Annotated in this window: 14 protein-coding genes; 6 read left to right on the plus strand and 8 right to left on the minus strand. The window is 39.0% G+C overall.

The features are described from left to right. Nucleotides 1-3 precede the first annotated feature (3 nt). The 6 genes from EZ456_RS10970 to nirB form a co-directional block, all read right to left on the minus strand. Nucleotides 4-510, minus strand: a complete 507-nt coding sequence (locus EZ456_RS10970; protein WP_205945070.1) for a nitrate reductase associated protein — start codon at nt 508-510, stop codon at nt 4-6. A 245-nt stretch (nt 511-755) separates the two neighbouring features. Next, nucleotides 756-4,310 (minus strand): nitrate reductase, encoded by a 3,555-nt coding sequence (locus EZ456_RS10975; protein ID WP_131530054.1) that lies wholly within the window; start codon nt 4,308-4,310, stop codon nt 756-758. Nucleotides 4,311-4,347: 37 nt separating this feature from the next. Next, the gene (locus tag EZ456_RS10980; RefSeq protein ID WP_131530056.1) at nt 4,348-5,715 is read right to left on the minus strand and encodes an MFS transporter; all 1,368 of its coding nucleotides are present in this window, start codon (nt 5,713-5,715) and stop codon (nt 4,348-4,350) included. A gap of 38 nt (nt 5,716-5,753) precedes the next feature. Continuing rightward, the gene (locus tag EZ456_RS10985; RefSeq protein WP_225876521.1) at nt 5,754-6,149 is read right to left on the minus strand and encodes a hypothetical protein; all 396 of its coding nucleotides are present in this window, start codon (nt 6,147-6,149) and stop codon (nt 5,754-5,756) included. A 58-nt stretch (nt 6,150-6,207) separates the two neighbouring features. After that, nucleotides 6,208-6,555, minus strand: a complete 348-nt coding sequence (nirD, locus tag EZ456_RS10990) for a nitrite reductase small subunit NirD (RefSeq protein ID WP_131530058.1) — start codon at nt 6,553-6,555, stop codon at nt 6,208-6,210. A gap of 36 nt (nt 6,556-6,591) precedes the next feature. Continuing rightward, a complete protein-coding gene (gene nirB, locus EZ456_RS10995) occupies nt 6,592-9,105 on the minus strand; it encodes a nitrite reductase large subunit NirB (RefSeq protein ID WP_131530060.1) in 2,514 nt (837 codons plus the stop codon). Nucleotides 9,106-9,357: 252 nt separating this feature from the next. On the opposite strand from nirB, the gene cobA reads away from it, so the two are divergent. Next, entirely contained in the window at nt 9,358-10,122 is a 765-nt protein-coding gene (gene cobA, locus EZ456_RS11000) for a uroporphyrinogen-III C-methyltransferase (protein WP_131530062.1), read from the plus strand. A 103-nt stretch (nt 10,123-10,225) separates the two neighbouring features. Here the strand turns inward: cobA and EZ456_RS11005 are convergent, their stop codons facing one another. After that, the gene (locus EZ456_RS11005; RefSeq protein ID WP_131530064.1) at nt 10,226-11,575 is read right to left on the minus strand and encodes an alpha-L-fucosidase; all 1,350 of its coding nucleotides are present in this window, start codon (nt 11,573-11,575) and stop codon (nt 10,226-10,228) included. Nucleotides 11,576-11,762: 187 nt separating this feature from the next. Here EZ456_RS11005 and EZ456_RS11010 point away from each other — a divergent pair, with 187 nt between their 5' ends. Together EZ456_RS11010 and EZ456_RS11015 are read left to right on the plus strand one after the other, a co-directional pair. After that, complete coding sequence (locus tag EZ456_RS11010; RefSeq protein WP_131530066.1) at nt 11,763-12,614, plus strand: SDR family oxidoreductase; 852 nt, start codon at nt 11,763-11,765, stop codon at nt 12,612-12,614. 31 nt (nt 12,615-12,645) lie between these two features. Then, complete coding sequence (locus EZ456_RS11015) at nt 12,646-13,470, plus strand: ion transporter (protein ID WP_131530068.1); 825 nt, start codon at nt 12,646-12,648, stop codon at nt 13,468-13,470. Nucleotides 13,471-13,522: 52 nt separating this feature from the next. On the opposite strand, the gene EZ456_RS11020 is transcribed toward EZ456_RS11015, so the two are convergent. Then, complete coding sequence (locus tag EZ456_RS11020) at nt 13,523-13,831, minus strand: hypothetical protein (RefSeq protein WP_131530070.1); 309 nt, start codon at nt 13,829-13,831, stop codon at nt 13,523-13,525. Nucleotides 13,832-14,000: 169 nt separating this feature from the next. On the opposite strand from EZ456_RS11020, the gene EZ456_RS11025 reads away from it, so the two are divergent. The 3 genes from EZ456_RS11025 (at nt 14,001) to EZ456_RS11035 (ending at nt 16,592) form a co-directional block, all read left to right on the plus strand. Further along, on the plus strand, nt 14,001-14,687 hold the full coding sequence (locus EZ456_RS11025; protein ID WP_131530073.1) for a DUF4142 domain-containing protein: 687 nt from the start codon (nt 14,001-14,003) through the stop codon (nt 14,685-14,687). 112 nt (nt 14,688-14,799) lie between these two features. Then, on the plus strand, nt 14,800-15,378 hold the full coding sequence (locus EZ456_RS11030; protein WP_131530075.1) for an RNA polymerase sigma factor: 579 nt from the start codon (nt 14,800-14,802) through the stop codon (nt 15,376-15,378). 77 nt (nt 15,379-15,455) lie between these two features. Beyond that, on the plus strand, nt 15,456-16,592 hold the full coding sequence (locus EZ456_RS11035) for a FecR family protein (RefSeq protein WP_165501302.1): 1,137 nt from the start codon (nt 15,456-15,458) through the stop codon (nt 16,590-16,592). Nucleotides 16,593-16,757: the final 165 nt, after the last annotated feature.

The raw sequence follows: 16,757 nt of genomic DNA on the forward strand, positions 1-16,757 counted from the left end.
GATTTAGCTATTTAGAAGTCCAAATTCTACTACTGCTTTAGGGAAGTTCTTGTTTTCGTGCCCAGGCCGGCATAATTTTAAAAGTGCAAATCTTTGGATATTGGTGAGTTTTCTCCATTCACTTATAGAAATAAATAGTTGTAGTTCTGCTGATTTTTCTTGGAGCATGCTTGGTATTTGATGTAAATTTCCCCAATCGGGTAGCGGATCGATAGCTAGCGTGGTAGCTTGATTTCCGGTATATTTGGTAATCAGGCCAATCAGAAATTGGTGGTACCTATCTGTTTGTTCCTGAGTTGAAACCGGGAGTAAAGCCAGTTGGATTCTTTCTGATGGATGAAATTTACTCCATTCTGCCAATTTTAACTTTATTCCTGCTGCATCCATCTTAAAACGGACTACCATAGGAATGCAACGCATATTTTCTTCAATAAAATCTTCTTCGAACTCAAAATATTCAATTCCTTTAAGATTTTTAAATTCTGAAGGACCCATTTTTACTTTCATCATTTTGTTTTATTTTAAAATATTCTTTAGCAATCTATCGTCATTCCCGCGCAGGCGGGAATCTTAATGCAACCTACAAAACCTACCGAAGCATTACGATTATTCATAAGTTTTCCTTTTATTCAGAGGCATTCATGAGCACTCTGTGGTTCCCAATCAAGTTGGGAATGACGATACGTCGCACCCTGTCACCTCAACTCCTTTGTTTTTTCTAAAACTAATCTTTCAGGCTGACGGACCGCTAAAACTTATAATCTATCTGCTAAAGCAGGTTTAGGTTCTGTTTTTAACACGTTTAAAACCGAATCCAAAATTGCTTTTACTTCTGGTCGGCAGCTGCCACAACCCATTCCGGCGCCTGTTAACTGGCAGAGCTGCAAATGATCTTTACAGCCATCTTTTATTTTATTGATGAGATTACCCTCGCCAACATTATTACAGCTGCATACGGTTTTGCCAATAACAGGCTCGGTTGTTTTACCGCTCCTTAATAGTTGAAGCCGTTTTTCGCTCAGCTCCATTTTATTTTCGATCAGGTTTCTGAATTCTAAGAATTCACTTTTGTCACCGATTAATATCGCGCCAACAAGTTTGTCGTTGTGTACAATACATTTTTTGTAGTAACGTTTGGCTTTATCGGTAAAAATAATTTCCTCATATGTGGGATCGTTGTTAGGTATTTCGGCCAAACCTAAAGAACATAGTTCAAGACTGTGCATTTTAAGGATATTCATGAGCAGACTGCCCTGGTAAAATTTCGCAATATCTCCGCAAAGAAACCGCGCCACTATTTCCGCCTGTTGTTCTGCTGCTGCGGTAATGCCGTACATCTGGCCTTTAAATTCTGCAATTTCGCCAATGGCATAAATATCTTTTTCATTGGTTCTCAGGTATTCATCCACTACAACACCTCTTTTGCATTCTATACCGGCATCTTTAATTAATTCGGTGTTAGGTACAGTACCGATGGCGATTACCAGAGATTCGCAATCGATTAATAGGCCACTTTTTAAACGGATACCCGAAATGCTTTTTTCGCCGATAATCCGGTCTACCTCATCGTTGTAGAAGATTTCGATGCCCTTGCTGATCAGTTCTTCATGCAATAATTGACTGCCCAATGCATCTAACTGGCGACCCATTAACCTTGATATCCTTTGGATGATGGTCACTTTTGATCCGGTTTCGGCAAGCGAAGTAGCCAGCTCAATACCCAGTAATCCACCGCCAACAATTACCGCTTTTCCATTTGTGCTATCGACATGTTTTTTAAAACTGTCGGCATCGTTACGGCTGCGCATGGTAAATATACCATTTAGCTTAGGGATATCTTTAAGCATAAAAGCCCTGCTTCCGGTAGCCAGGAGCAGGATATCGTAATGATGGGTTTCGCCATTGCTATCTGTAACTGTTTTATCTTCTTTGTTAATCTTCTCGATCCCCAAACCACGATGCAGCTTAATTTTGTAATCGTTTTCCTCGTTATCGCTCATTTTAATGAGGTTATTCCATGGCAAAGTGCCAATGATGTAATCGGGGAGAAGTACCCGGTTATAAAAAGGAAAATTCTCTTTACTGAAAATTTCGATATCATCTTCAGTATTTAAGGCCCTGTAACTTTTAACAAAACCACAGGCACCAGCTCCCGCGCCTATAACGATGATCTTTTGTCTGGCTTTTTTATAGCGTTTTACCTGTACCGCACTGAACTTAAAATCGGGTTCTTTGCTTTGAGGATCAACCAAATTATTGGTGAGGTTATTTACCCGGTTTAAATCACTTTTCAAGATTTTGCCCCAATGCATGGGCATAAAAACTACTCCGGTTTTAATATCTTCCGAAAATTTAGCCTTTACGCGTACATTTCCACGTAAACTGGAAATCTCGATAATATCATTGTCTTTAATGTTCCGAGCTTCAGCATCAACTGGGTTAATTTCTAAAAAAGACTCACCAATGTGCTGGTTCAGTTTATTTACCTTGCCGGTTTTGCTCCGTGTATGCCATTGATCCCTGATTCTTCCGGTCGTCAAAATCAGTGGGTGTTCAGGTGTTAAAGCTTCTGATTGATTTTGGTCATCAAATGATAGGATATTGGCTTTTTTATCTGCGGTATAAAATTGATGATCGGTAAATAATCTAGCCATTCCAAATGCTGTTTCTTCTTTTGGGTACGGCCATTGAACGGCTCTTTTATCTTTTAAGATCTGGTAATTAAGGCCGCTGATATCAATGTTGGTTCCAGCGGTTAAAGCTGCATGCTCGTCGTATATTTCGGAAGCGTTTTTAAAGTCGAAACCATGGTAGCCCATTTTTTTTGCAAATCGGCAGATAATTTCCGAATCTGGCAAGGCTTCTCCAGGCGCTTCTGTTACTTTGCTGAGGTAAGAGATATAGCGGCCTGCATTAGTCATGGTGCCTTCTTTTTCTACCCATGCAGCCGCAGGCAATACCACATCAGCATATTTTAAGGTTTCTACCTTATTACTAATATCCTGAACAACAACAAACTTTGCCTTTTTTAATCCTTCTTCTGCTACACGAACATCAGGTAGGCTGATCAGCGGGTTGGTGCATAAAATCCATACTGCTTTGAGTTTTCCAGTATTCAGCTCATCGAACATCTCGGTGGCGGTTAATCCTGGTTTAGGTTGTATGGTACCTAATGGGATCTGCCAAAATTTTTCAACTTCATTCCGGTGACTTTCGTTGGCTAAAACACGATGTGCAGGTAATAAATTACTTAAGCCGCCAACTTCGCGGCCGCCCATGGCATTTGGCTGTCCGGTAAGTGAAAAAGGTCCGCTTCCAGGTTTGCCAATATGACCAGTAATCAGGTTTAGGTTGATTAATGAAAGGTTTTTATTGGTACCCACCACACTTTGGTTAAGCCCCATAGTCCACATGCTGATAAAACCTTTTGCATTGCCGATGTAAGATGCCGCTAAACGAATATCAAGCTCTGCTATACCACAAATTACTGCCGCTTCCGCTAACGAAGTTTCGAAAACGGTAGTGCGGTATTTTTCATAACCGTTAGTACTGTTGATGATAAAATCTGAGTCAATTTTTCCATCTTCAATCAAACATCTGCCTATGGCATGGTGAAGGGTAATATCGGTACCTGGATTAAGCTGTAAATGAACATTGGCAATTGAACAGGTTTGGGTTTTTCGAGGGTCGCTAACAATAATCTTTAAATCGGGATTTTTTTGCTTTGCGGCTTCAACACGGCGCCATAGGATAGGATGGCACCATGCCGGGTTTGCGCCTGCAACAAAAATACAATCGGCAATTTCAATATCATCATAACTAATGGGCACGGTATCTTCACCTAAGCTCATTTTATAACCAACAACCGCACTGCTCATACATAAGCGGCTGTTGGTATCGATGTTATTACTACCGATAAATCCTTTAATTAATTTATTTACTACGTAATATTCTTCTGTTAAACACTGTCCGCTGGCATAGAAAGCAACGCTGTCGGGACCGTGTTTTTTAATAAGTGCTTTAAAAACTGCTGCTGTTCTTTCCAGTGCGGTATCCCAACTTACCCTTTGGAGGGGCATGTTTTTGTTGTAGCGCATTTCCGGGTAAAGCAGCCTATCGCTTTTATCATTTGCTGTATAATGAAGATTCATGCCTTTACTGCACAACATGCCTTTGTTTACAGGGTGGTTTTTGTCTCCTTCAACAGTTATGCGCTCATGGATATCTTTATTTACCACAATACCACAGCCCACCCCGCAGTAGCAGCAGGTGGTTGTTTTGTTTGGCGATATGTTTTTTTCTTCTTTCAAATGATCGGCTTGTATAGTAGATTTTTGTTAGCGTTGTTTATTTGCTAGGGGTAAGCACCAGGTCTTCTATTTCGGATGTTTTTTGTGCCATAATGGTTCTAAAAATGAATACTGCAACGCCAATTCCGAGAATAATGAAGCCAAGCAAAGTAAATGCACTGGTATAATCAATCAGATCCTTATGAACACTAAGCCCATTTTCGATTACATTTTTAGAGGCGTGACTGGCTTTAGCTTTAAACATAAATGCAATAAGCATGGCCCCGATATTTCCACCAGCACCTACAATACCGGCTACACTACCAACTGCAAGCGGATTAATGAAAGGAACAAGGCTATAAGTTGCGCCATTGGCCATTTTTAAACTTAAACCAAAAACAAACATCATGAAAATGGCCATTCCGATATTGCCCGATTTTGCGAACCAGATTAAACCAATTCCCTCTACCAAAAGCAATAAGGCGAGCAAAAGTGTTTTGCCATCAAATCCCCAGGTTTTACCAATTTTATCAGCAACAATGCCACCCAGTGGTCTGGCAAAAATATTAATCCAACCAAAAATGCCCGCAACCATTCCGGCTACAGCTATAGTTGCGCCAAATGAATCTGTAAAAAAGATCGGTGCAAAGTTGTCAACCGTAATTTCTACGCCAAAACATGCAGCATAAGCAATGGTTAAAATCCAGGTACGGTAATCTTTTGCTGCAATTAAAAAGGTGTTTTTGGTGCTTTTTATGCTTTCATCTTTGAGGTCTTTAAAATCTCCCTTTGGGGTATCCAAAGTATAGCGGTGATATAAAAACGCGCAGACTAAAAGCATTACACCCGGGAAAATCATGGCATAACGCCAGCTGTCTTCGGTGCTACAAAAGCCTAGAGCGGTAATTCCGGATGCAATTAAAGGCATAAATAAATTGGCGGCACCGCCACCTGCATTACCAAAACCACCAGCCGTTGCATTTGCGGTTCCCTTAATGTTAGAAGCAAACATAATTGAGGTATGAAATTGGGTAATTACAAATGATGCCCCAATTACGCCGATAGCCAAGCGGAAAAGTAAAAATGAAGTATAAGAATGACTGGTTCCGATTAACAACACTGGTATGGCGCAAAGTACCAAAAGCCAGGTGTAGATCAGTTTAGGACCAAATTTATCAATCAATCTTCCGATGAGTAAACGGGCAATAATAGTGGCCGATACTGAAGCGATTTGGATGTTGCCCACCTGATCTTTGGTAAGGTGTAATTGCTCTCTAGCAATCTTCATTAACGGGGCCATCCCGAACCAGGCGAAGAAACAGAAGAAGAAGGTTAACCAGGTGATGTGAAAGGTTTTCATTTGAACACCTTTAAGCGAAAATATATTTAATTTATCTAGCGGTTTATTAATGGAGTTAAGTGTCATAGTGGTCGGTTTAAGCGTAAATAAATAAATTGATTCTTTTAAAATTTATAGCCTAAACCTACGCCGACGTTCCATTCGCCATTTTTGACTGCAGTTTTAGGGTTGTAATATAAGGGCACCTGTAAGGCTATATGGCGAAATGCTGCCGTTAAGCCAAAGCCGAGGTTGGGGGTAAGGACTGCATTTTTTGGAGCACCAGCAGCAACTTTATCTTCTTTGATGCGTAAACTTGGGAGTAGCCCAAGTAAAACGGCATAAGGTTTTTTGCTGAATTTTATGCTTGGTCCGGTACAGTTTATAAAAGCACCATGATCAACATAACCAGCAACGATAGTACCATCGAATAAAACAGCTTTAGTTTGCGATTTAGCAGAAAAAAAGAACAAGGTAAGTGCGAGGCAGCCTGTTATGGCTACATAATTAGAAATCTTCATGTCGGTTTGGTTTGGGTTAAATTTTTATCAGGAAAAGTTTAAATCTTACTGGGTCAGGTTAAGATTTTGGCGTTGTGCCAATATAAACAGTTCCGTTTTCTATCTTTACAGGATAGGTTTTTATGGCGCACTCGTCGCCGCTTAAACATTCGCCAGTGCTCAATGAGAATGTTTTTTTGTGGAAAGGGCAGGCTACCTTAGGTTCATCGGTAGTAGAGCCAATCATTCCACGGCTTAATGCCATTTGTTTCTTGTGCGGGCATTCATTTTGTGTGGCATACCACTCATTTCTTCTGGTGAAATAGAAAAGTGCAATCTGATCTTCACCTTGTTTTACACAAACGCCACCGTTCTCAATGGCATCCTCGACTCGGCAGGCTGCTAGCCAATTTGATTGTTCATTCATAATTTTGGGTTTTATAAGGTTTGTAAAGATTTTAGGTTAAACTGTTTTCCATTCAGCAGTTCTTTTTTGTCCGCGCATTTCAACAAATTCTATGGATGGATCTTTGTCTTCTGGTGCATTTACAAAATGAGAGAATCTTTTTCTGATTGCAGGATTTTCTACGGCTTCTTTCCATTCGCATTTGTAAGAGGCGATTAAATTCTCAATTTCATTTTCCCATTGGGCTGCCATCCCTAAACTATCGCTAATGATTACATTTCGTAGGTAATCTATCCCGCCCTCCATCTTGTTCAGCCAGGTTGCTGTTCGGGTAAGTGGATCGGCAGTACGGATGTAAAACATCAAAAATCTATCAATATACCGGATGCAGGTTTCGCTGTCTAGGTCTGTTGCCAACAATAAAGCATGTTGAGGTTTGCTACCTCCGTTACCACATACATATAAATTCCAGCCTTTTTCGGTGGCAATGATGCCGAAATCTTTGCTTTGGGCTTCAGCACATTCTCTGATACAGCCACTTACCGCCGATTTGAATTTATGTGGTGCACGTATACCTCTGTATCTTTCTTCAATTCTGATAGCAAAACTCACGCTATCGTGCAAACCAAATCTGCACCAGGTACTGCCAACACAGCTTTTAACCGTTCTTAAGCCTTTTCCGTAGGCATGCCCGCTTTCAAAACCTGCAGCAATTAATTCTTCCCAGATAATAGGCAGGTCGTTAAGGTGTGCACCAAACATATCTATCCGCTGACCTCCTGTAATTTTAGTGTACAGGTTGTATTTTTTAGCTACTTCGCCAATTACTATCAATTTATCGGGCGTAATTTCGCCACCCGGAACCCTGGGTACTACAGAATATGAGCCACCTTTTTGGATGTTAGCCAGAAAACGGTCGTTACTATCTTGGGCTACATCATTTCCTTTTTTAAGGATCATTTCATTCCAGAGACTGGCAAGGAGTGAGGATACTAATGGCTTGCATACTTCGCAACCATCGTTTTTGCCCAATGCATCAAGCACCTCATCATAACTTTTTAATTCGTGAATATGGATAAGGTCAAAAAGTTCCTGTCTGCTGTAGTTAAAATGCTCGCAAATTACATTTTTGATGTATTTACCTTGAGATTTTAAGGTATAGGTCATTAAATCTTTTACCATCGGCAAACAACCGCCACAACCTGTACCTGCTTTAGTGCATTTTTTCAGGTCATCAATATTTTCGCAAGAACCATCTGCCACTACCGAGCAGATATCGCCTTTACTAACGCCTTCACAACTACAGATTAATGCACTATCGGGTAAACCTGTAATTCCGGTTCCTCCAGCAGGCTCGCTTCCTCCGCGTGCACCCAGTATCAGTTCTTCAGGGTTTTCTGGTAATACGATCCGGTTATTAGAGGTCTGCAACAGCAGGTTATAGGCTGTTGCATCTCCAATTAAGATACCTCCTAAAAGGTATTGCCCGTCATTACTAACATTTATTCTTTTATAAACTCCTTTGTGTTTGTTTTCGAAGATGATGGTACGGCAATCGGGCTCGGTAATAAAATTATCACCAAAGCTAGCCACATCGATGCCAATCAGTTTGAGTTTGGTACTCATATCAAATCCTGTGAAAGCTTTATCAGCTTCGCAAAGGTTCGCAGCCAACACTTCGGCCATTTCGTAACCTGGAGCAATTAAGCCATAAATCATTCCATCATATAAAGCACACTCTCCAATGGCAAATACAGCAGGATCGTTGGTCTGCATTTTTTCATCAACTACAATTCCGCCCCTTGGACCAACCTCAATGCCACAGGCTTTTGCCAATTCATCGCGTGGTTTTATACCAGCAGAGATCACCAGCATATCAACATCTAAAGCGGTATCGTCACTAAACTTTAATGCGGTAATGTGGCCATCGCCTTCAATGCTCGTGGTGTTTTTATTTAAGTGGATTTGCAAACCTAAATCTGCCAGCTTCGATTTAAGCATATCGCTACCAGCGGCATCAATTTGTCTTGGCATTAAGCGCGGTGCAAATTCAATGATACTGGTTTTTTCGATACCCAGATCAATCAATGCTTTAGCGGCTTCTAATCCCAATAAACCGCCTCCGATAACTGAAGCTGTTTTTGCCCTTTTTGCATATCCACTAATAAGGTCAAGATCTTCTATAGTGCGGTATACAAAAACACCATCTTTCTCAATTCCAGGGATGTTCGGGACAAAAGCACCAGACCCTGTTGCAAAAACAAGAATATCGTAGCTATAATCAAAACCATTGGCGGTATAAACTTTTTGAAGTTCGCGGTCTATTTTGGTAACTGGATTATTGAGATAAAGGGTAATATTTTGTTCCTGGTACCAGTTTTCTGTAGAAAGAGAGAGGTCGTCGGCTGTTTTGCCATTAAAATATTCACTTAAATGAACACGATCGTAAGCTCTTCGGGGTTCTTCTCCAAAAACAATAAGATTAAAAGAAGAAGTTTTTGATCTAAGCTTTTCGCAGAATTTATATCCCACCATTCCATTTCCTATTACGATTATTTGTGGTTCTTTCATAAATCTTAAAGGTATTTAGTGTTTTTGGTTTCTGTTGGTTTGTTTTTTGTTTCGGATTATTTGTTTTGATGTTCTTTTTGCTGAAATAATCGTTTTAAAAATATATAATTTAGTATTTATATGATTTTTAATAGTCAAATATATGTTTTAATTAGGTTAAAAGTTGTTTTTGTATGATTTTTATCATAAAATATTTAATTTTTTAATAAATTTTCATCACTTTTATGCTTAAATAGTTAAATCATTAAAATTATGAATCAAAAAACTACTGATTTTAGACTTTTTATAATGGGTGGAGGTCCTGGTGACCCCGAATTGGTCACTATGAAAGCTTTTAATGTGTTAAAAAGAGCAGAAGTTATTCTTTATGATAACTTAAGTAATGAAAAATTGCTAGAAATTGCTCCGAAAACATGTAAAATGATCTATGTTGGCAAACAACCCTATGGAAAATACACGCCGCAAGAGAAAATAAATGAATTAATTGTCGAAAATGCCCAAAACTATCAGGTAGTGGTGCGTTTAAAGGGTGGAGATCCTTTTATTTTTGGTAGAGGATTTGAAGAATTGATTTATGCGGAGGCAAGAGGGATTAAATGTCATTATATTCCAGGTATCAGTAGTATGCAGGGTGCAGGTTTTATCGATGTACCTTTAACACACCGTGGAATTAGTGAAAGTGTTTGGATACTTACCGGAACCAAGAAGGACGGAAGTTTAACCAACGATCTAAAATGTGCGATGAAAAGTTCGGCCACAGTTGTTATATATATGGGGATGAAAAAAGTTGGCGAAATCTCGAAAGCCTATTGCGATGCGGGTTTAGGTAATATGCCTGCCGCAATTATTCAGCACGCTACCTTACCCAATCAGAAACAAGTAGTCTGTTCGGTGCAGAATTTACAGGAATCTGCAGAAAATGCTGGTTTAACTTATCCGGCAATTATTATAATCGGTAATGTAGTGCAGGCTAAAGCTTATGCAAACTTAAATCAGGGAGAACTTTTGTCGGCCTAGTAATGATGGGGAATGTAAGATGGTTGATGGAAGATGTGCATTTACTTAAAATAAAAAAAGCCCACAAGGTTTAACTTGCAGGCCAATAATTAATATAGGTAGATTAATTTAATGTCAATTCGATTACTGGGATCTCAAAATCAGGCTTTTTCTTAGGTAGTTTTAGCACCAAGTCACTTCCAGTCGATTTTTGAGTATCAATCTGTATTTCAGAGTTATCGTGTAAAAACTGTGCGTACTTGGCCTTGTCTTTATATCCATCTAGTGTAATGTAACCAGTATTGGGATATTCGAACAGATGCACATATAGTTTTTTGGTGTCTTTGTTATAGGTGAGTTTTGCTCCTTCAGGTGCTTTAAATTCTGCCGGGGCAAAAGTACAATGGTAAATAGATTTCGAATTGGCATGCATCCAAAGGCTTAGGCTATCTAAAGCAATGTTCGCTCTGTTATCAAACTCACCACGCGCAGTAGGCCCAACATTCAGTAATAAATTGCCACCGTTTGCAACAGAGGTAATTAATAGATCCAATAATTTTTTGTTGCTTTTCCAGGTGTTTTCCTCGCGATGGTATCCCCACGATCCTGAAAAGGTTTGGCAGGTTTCCCATACTTTACCACGGTATTTTTCCAGTTCTTTTGGACCAACCTGTTCTGGTGTTTCGAAATCTGTACCATCTTCATAGTCGTTTAAATCCAGTCGGTTATCAACAATAATTCCGGGTTGTAATTTTCTTATTTGTTTCAATAACTCAACCGAACCCCAATCATCTCGGCCTTTACCATTTTTTCCTGGATATGAAAAATCTGCCCAAAGTATATCTATCTTACCATATTTAGTTAATAGTTCTGTAACCTGGTTATACATATACTTGCGGTACTTCGCCATATTCTTACCTTTGTTAAGTTCTGCATAAGCGTTGTCATCATTTTTATCCAGCCTTTGTGGGTGCATTACATCTATCGTAAAATCCGGATGGTGCCAGTCTATCAAAGAGTAATAAAATCCGATTTTAATTCCTTCTGCTCTAAAAGCATCTACAAATTCTTTTACCAAATCTCTTTTGGCTTGTGTATTGGTCGCTTTATAGTCGGTGTATTTGCTGTCAAAAAGCACAAAACCTTCATGGTGTTTAGTAGTTAGAACGGCATACTTCATTCCTGCATTTTTGGCTTCTTTAGCCCATTTTTTTGGGTCGAACTGATCTGGGTTAAATTGATCAAAGTACTTTTGATAATCGGCGGTAGTAATCCGCTCCCTGTTTTTTACCCATTCGTGGCGTGCAGGCAATGCATAAAGGCCCCAGTGGATAAACATTCCGAAGCGTGCATCTGTCCACCATTCCATTCTTTTGGTTTTTTGGGCTGCAGTTTCATTGCCCAGGCGTTTTTGAGTAAATCCAGGTAAGGTTAGACTTAACATCACCAAAGCTGATAAAATTGTTTTTCTCATTGTGTGGTTTCTATTGGTTAGGGATTAAAAAGCTAATTTAGGGAGGTACAGGCTTCTAAAATGATCGGATATGAGCAAAATATTAAGCTAAATTGGTTTAAAATGTTGATGATCTCAAGTTCCAAAAACTTTGCAGACAACAGATTTGTTTAGTAGGTATTGTTAATACCTTGATTGATTAATAGCGATGAAAACTCAAAAAACACCTGCAAAACAAAATAGCCAACCAGGCATAGAAGCTAAAATGAACCCTAGGCCTGAAGTAATTAAGGCTAGCTACAAAGGCGCAGATAAGTTAATTGATAAGGTAGCATTAATTACTGGTGGAGATAGTGGCATTGGTCGTTCGGTAGCAGTTCATTTTGCACGAGAAGGTGCTAATGTGGCAATTGTTTATTTAGATGAAGATATTGATGCAAAGGAAACGCAAAAAATGGTTGAGGCAGAAGGTAGAAACTGCCTCTTGATTAAAGGTGACGTTAAGAAGCCTGCTTTTTGCAAAAAGGCAGTAAAAGACACCGTTAAAAAATTTGGAAAAATTAATATATTGGTTAATAACGCGGGAATGCAGGTTCCGCAGAAAGATCTAATAAAAATCGACAACAAACAGCTGGAAGATACTTTCCGTACGAACATATTTGGTTATTTTTATTTCGCACATGAGGTGCTTGAGCATTTTCAATCGGGCGATACCATTATCAATACCACTTCGGTAACGGCATACCGTTCATCGCCAAATTTAATCGATTACTCCTCTACCAAGGGAGCTATTACTTCTTTTACACGTTCGCTGGCTACAAACCTGGCTAAAACTGGCATTCGGGTAAATGCGGTTGCACCAGGCCCGGTGTGGACACCTCTTATCGTATCTACCTTTGATGAAAAAAAGATTAAATCTTTTGGATCACAAACCGCTATGGAAAGGGCAGGGCAGCCCTCAGAGATTGGGCCGTCTTATGTTTTCCTTGCTTCGGATGATGCCTCTTTTATTACCGGACAGGTAATACATGTTAATGGCGGAGAAGTGGTAAATGGGTAATTTTGTTACCTTTAAATCTACCTAAAAAACTATGGCATCAGAATCACCTAAAGATTGGCGTTTTAAACTTCACGAAGTTATCTACGAATCGAATACACCTGCAGGTAAAGCTTTTGATGTGGGCTTATTGATTGCCATTTTTTCTAGCATTATTGTAGTGATGCTCGATAGTATTGTCAGCATTCATCAGCAATATGGTAAGTTGTTTAACATTACGGAGTGGGTTTTTGCTGCGCTTTTCACCGTCGAATATATTTTAAGGTTGGTCAGTATCAAAAAACCGATTCGATATGTGATCAGTCCTCTAGGAATTATTGATCTGATTGCGTTGTTACCATCTTACTTGAGTATCTTTTTTATTGGTGCACAATCTTTACTGGTTTTTAGGGCATTAAGGCTGCTCCGGGTATTCAGGATTTTCAAACTCGGCCATTTCTTAACGGAAATTAATTTCCTAACCCAGGCGTTAAAAAGCAGTGTACGTAAGATCAGCATATTTCTGCTAACTGTTTTAACCATAACGGTTATCCTGGGTTCGATCATGTATCTGGTTGAGCAACGTGAAAATGGATTTTCGAATATTCCTGAAAGCATTTATTGGGCTATCGTTACCATCACAACTGTTGGTTATGGCGATATTTCGCCTATTACACCATTGGGTAAATTTGTAGCCTCTGTGGTTATGCTAATTGGTTACGCCATTATTGCAGTGCCTACCGGAATCATTACTCATGATATTGCTGTTGCCGCCAGACAGAAAAAAGAGATGCCCGAATCGTGTCCAAGCTGTAGCAGGGAAGGACATGATAGTGATGCGCTGTTTTGTAAGCATTGCGGATCATCTTTGTTTAAATGAAAAATGCCAGATAATTACGATCTGGCACCTTGTATTTTGAATAACGAATTGCTTAAAGCATTTCGTCGTCTTTCTTTTCGTAAGCGTTTGGATCTTTATCCAATTCCTCTACATCAGATTGGTTATAATCTTCAGTTTCGCTATCATCCACTTCTTCATCCTCTTCAGGTTCTTCGATTTCTTCATTTAGCTGCGTGCCTTCACCATCAGCAAATGGAACCTCATCCTCAGTGTATTCGTCATCTTCGGTTGGCTCTGGTGTAACGTGCCCTTCAGGAGCATTTCCTTCCGATCGGTTAATCTGAAACTGTTCGATATTTTGAATTTCTTCTTCTGGTTGGTTGTTTTCTTGATTTTCCATAGTATAAGTCTTTTATAGTAAAACAGGATTGGATCGGATTAAGTTTAGAGAAAACATAAAATATTAAACCCCTGGTGTTGTACGTTTTTTAAATGAAGAATATGATTTGTTCAAACTTTTAAGGGCTAAAAAAGGTTATGGTGAGGTAACACCTTTAAAATGTTGTGCGATGAAAAACTATTTCTATACCCTTACATTAAGTACAGTTGGAATAACAATTTTAGCCGCATCATTTAACTGTTCATTATATGGAAATGAACAGAAGTTGCTAAAATCTACTAAGGCAATTTACCAACTAGACAGTTTAACAACTGCACGATTTTTGCAACGGGCAGCTCTTGCGGGCATGAAAGAAGTATTAATAGGTGAAATTGCAGCAAATAAGGCAGTCGGTAAAAAAGTTAAAGCCTTCGGCCAGATGATGGTTGCTGAGCATATCAAAGCCAATGAAGAATTGAGGGCATTGGCAAAACTTAAAAAAGTAGACCTCCCTATGAGTACACCGGAAGGTGGACAACGTCCAGATGGGAGGGTTGATTCTTCACCCGAAAATTTGAGGGATACTTCTCGTAATAAGAATACTGGAGGTGAGGCTGGTAATACAGGTCAATCAAAAACTGATAATGGTGTTAATGAAGCTGATGTAAACACTGCTAAAGAAAAGCTTATTGGATTAAGTGGGATTGTGTTCGATAAAGCTTATATCGAAATGATGGTTTCAGACCATCAAATGGCTGTTGCATTATTTGAAAAGGCTGCTCAGTCAAACGATGGTGCGGTTAAAGCATATGCCAGTAAATATTTACCAGTATTGAAAAAACATTTAAAACAGATTAAAGCCTTGGCCAAAAATTAATCCTGTGATATTAGCTGTTCTGAAATAATGTGCTTAATAATCTTCTAAATCGATTTATATTGGTTTGATAAGTTTAAATATTTAATATATTTGTTTATCCCTAACCAAATATATGTCTCCAATAAACCATGATGTAGATGTAGAATTGTTCATCCGTTTACAACAGGATGATCATGCTGCATATACAGAAATTTATGGTAAGTACAGCAGGTTATTATATACCCATGCCTATAAAAAGGTTGGCGATAGGGAGCTGGCCAGAGATTTGGTACAGGATTTATTTACTACGCTTTGGCTAAAACGGCATGAAATTATCATCAAAACTGCTCCATCCGCGTACTTATATACCGCACTTAGAAACCGCGTTTTGGATCATGTTGCACATCAAAATATTGCTTCTAATTATGTATCTTATTTAGAAAACTACACACTCGAAACGAATGATTTAACCGATCATTTAATCAGGCATAAACAATTAATGCAGCTTATCGAACAGGAAATTGCTGCCTTGCCAGAAAAAATGCGCCAAATTTTTGAATTGAGCAGGAAAGAACATTTAAGCCATAAAGAAATTGCTGCCGAACTCGGCATTTCAGAGCAGACGGTGCGGAAACAGATCCAGAATGCCCTTAAAATTATGCGCCCTAAACTGAGCGTTATTTTGGCCTTGATTTTTTTATTCGAAAAATAATTATTTTTTTTCTACCCCATAAGGTTTAGTCGCCCGTCTATAGTTTAATGAGCATAAGAAAGGTGTTCAATAAACCAATGCAAACTAACCAAATTCAAGATTTACTTAAAAGATATCTCGCAGGGGAATGTACCGAAGAAGAAAAAGCCTTGGTAGAAAGTTCCTATCTGGATTATCATGCCAATGCCGTTCCTTTAACTGAACATGAGATAGCTGATGATTTAGCGGCAATAGCAGCCAACCTGCCAAAAGAGAAGCAACCCGAAGTCTTTTTATTATTTAAAAAGATGATTGCTGCAGCGGCAGTATTAGTAATTGTGGCATCCATTGTAATTTATTTTGCTATCCAGCCAAAGAATAACTTTACTGCGAAAATAGCCAACCCAACAGATAAGATTTTGCCAGGTACAGATAAAGCCATTTTAACATTGGCCGATGGACGTAAAATTATTCTCGATAAAAAAGCATCTACTTTAGTTTTAGACAGCCTTGCTGGGATACGCATCAAAAAAACAGCCAAAGGAGAACTGGTTTACGAAGTGTTGAATGTTGAAAAAAACGCCACCAATCTAAATGCTTTTAATAAGATAGAAACACCGCGTGGCAGTCAGTACAAGATTATATTGCCTGATGGCTCTAATGTTTGGCTAAACGCATCATCATCTCTAAAATATCCTGTAATTTTTGAGGGTAAGAAAAGAAATGTAGAACTAACGGGTGAAGCCTATTTCGAAGTTTCTAAAAATAAGGAAATGCCTTTTGTGGTGCATACCCAAACGCAAGATGTTCAGGTATTGGGAACGCATTTTAATATCAATGCTTACCCTGATGAAACAGAAACTACAACTACCTTATTAGAAGGAAAGGTATTGGTGAGCAAAGGGGCTGAAAGTAAAATGATGAAACCCGGCGAGCAGGTAGTTAACTTTAGTCGTTCGAGGATTTTAGAGCTGAGTACAATGACCGATGCTGCTGAAAGTATCGCCTGGAAAAACGGCTTGTTTTTATTCAATCACAATAATTTATACTCCATAATGAACCAGATTTCGAGGTGGTACGACATTGAAGTTGATTATGAAGGGGATTTTAACAAGCAATATTATAGCGGAACGATTTCGCGGTTTGGAAAAGTTACCGATGTACTAAAAACAATGGAATTAACCGGTTCAGTGAAATTTAAAATTGTAGGGAGGAGGATCGTCGTTATGAAATAAGCCATACTCAACCGGCTTAAAAAAGACCCGAAGTGTTTTGAGCCACTTCAGGTCGATTGGACAAGCCAAAAATGCAAATCAAATAAACCTATTTCGACACAAGTTACATTTAACTTACTAACCAAATGTATAAATTTTTTAACACAACTACATGCTGTGGGCAAC

It is taken from the genome of Pedobacter psychrodurus (genome assembly GCF_004331735.1).
Taxonomy (GTDB): Bacteria; Bacteroidota; Bacteroidia; order Sphingobacteriales; family Sphingobacteriaceae; genus Pedobacter; species Pedobacter psychrodurus.

Excerpts from the sequence above, each read along its gene's own strand:
- EZ456_RS10970 (WP_205945070.1), bottom strand. The coding sequence starts at position 510 with ATGATGAAAGTAAAAATGGGTCCTTCAGAATTTAAAAATCTTAAAGGA.
- EZ456_RS10980 (WP_131530056.1), bottom strand. The coding sequence starts at position 5,715 with ATGACACTTAACTCCATTAATAAACCGCTAGATAAATTAAATATATTT.
- EZ456_RS10985 (WP_225876521.1), bottom strand. The coding sequence starts at position 6,149 with ATGAAGATTTCTAATTATGTAGCCATAACAGGCTGCCTCGCACTTACC.
- nirD (WP_131530058.1), bottom strand. The coding sequence starts at position 6,555 with ATGAATGAACAATCAAATTGGCTAGCAGCCTGCCGAGTCGAGGATGCC.
- nirB (WP_131530060.1), bottom strand. The coding sequence starts at position 9,105 with ATGAAAGAACCACAAATAATCGTAATAGGAAATGGAATGGTGGGATAT.
- cobA (WP_131530062.1), top strand. The coding sequence starts at position 9,358 with ATGAATCAAAAAACTACTGATTTTAGACTTTTTATAATGGGTGGAGGT.
- EZ456_RS11005 (WP_131530064.1), bottom strand. The coding sequence starts at position 11,575 with ATGAGAAAAACAATTTTATCAGCTTTGGTGATGTTAAGTCTAACCTTA.
- EZ456_RS11010 (WP_131530066.1), top strand. The coding sequence starts at position 11,763 with ATGAAAACTCAAAAAACACCTGCAAAACAAAATAGCCAACCAGGCATA.
- EZ456_RS11015 (WP_131530068.1), top strand. The coding sequence starts at position 12,646 with ATGGCATCAGAATCACCTAAAGATTGGCGTTTTAAACTTCACGAAGTT.
- EZ456_RS11020 (WP_131530070.1), bottom strand. The coding sequence starts at position 13,831 with ATGGAAAATCAAGAAAACAACCAACCAGAAGAAGAAATTCAAAATATC.
- EZ456_RS11025 (WP_131530073.1), top strand. The coding sequence starts at position 14,001 with ATGAAAAACTATTTCTATACCCTTACATTAAGTACAGTTGGAATAACA.
- EZ456_RS11030 (WP_131530075.1), top strand. The coding sequence starts at position 14,800 with ATGTCTCCAATAAACCATGATGTAGATGTAGAATTGTTCATCCGTTTA.
- EZ456_RS11035 (WP_165501302.1), top strand. The coding sequence starts at position 15,456 with ATGCAAACTAACCAAATTCAAGATTTACTTAAAAGATATCTCGCAGGG.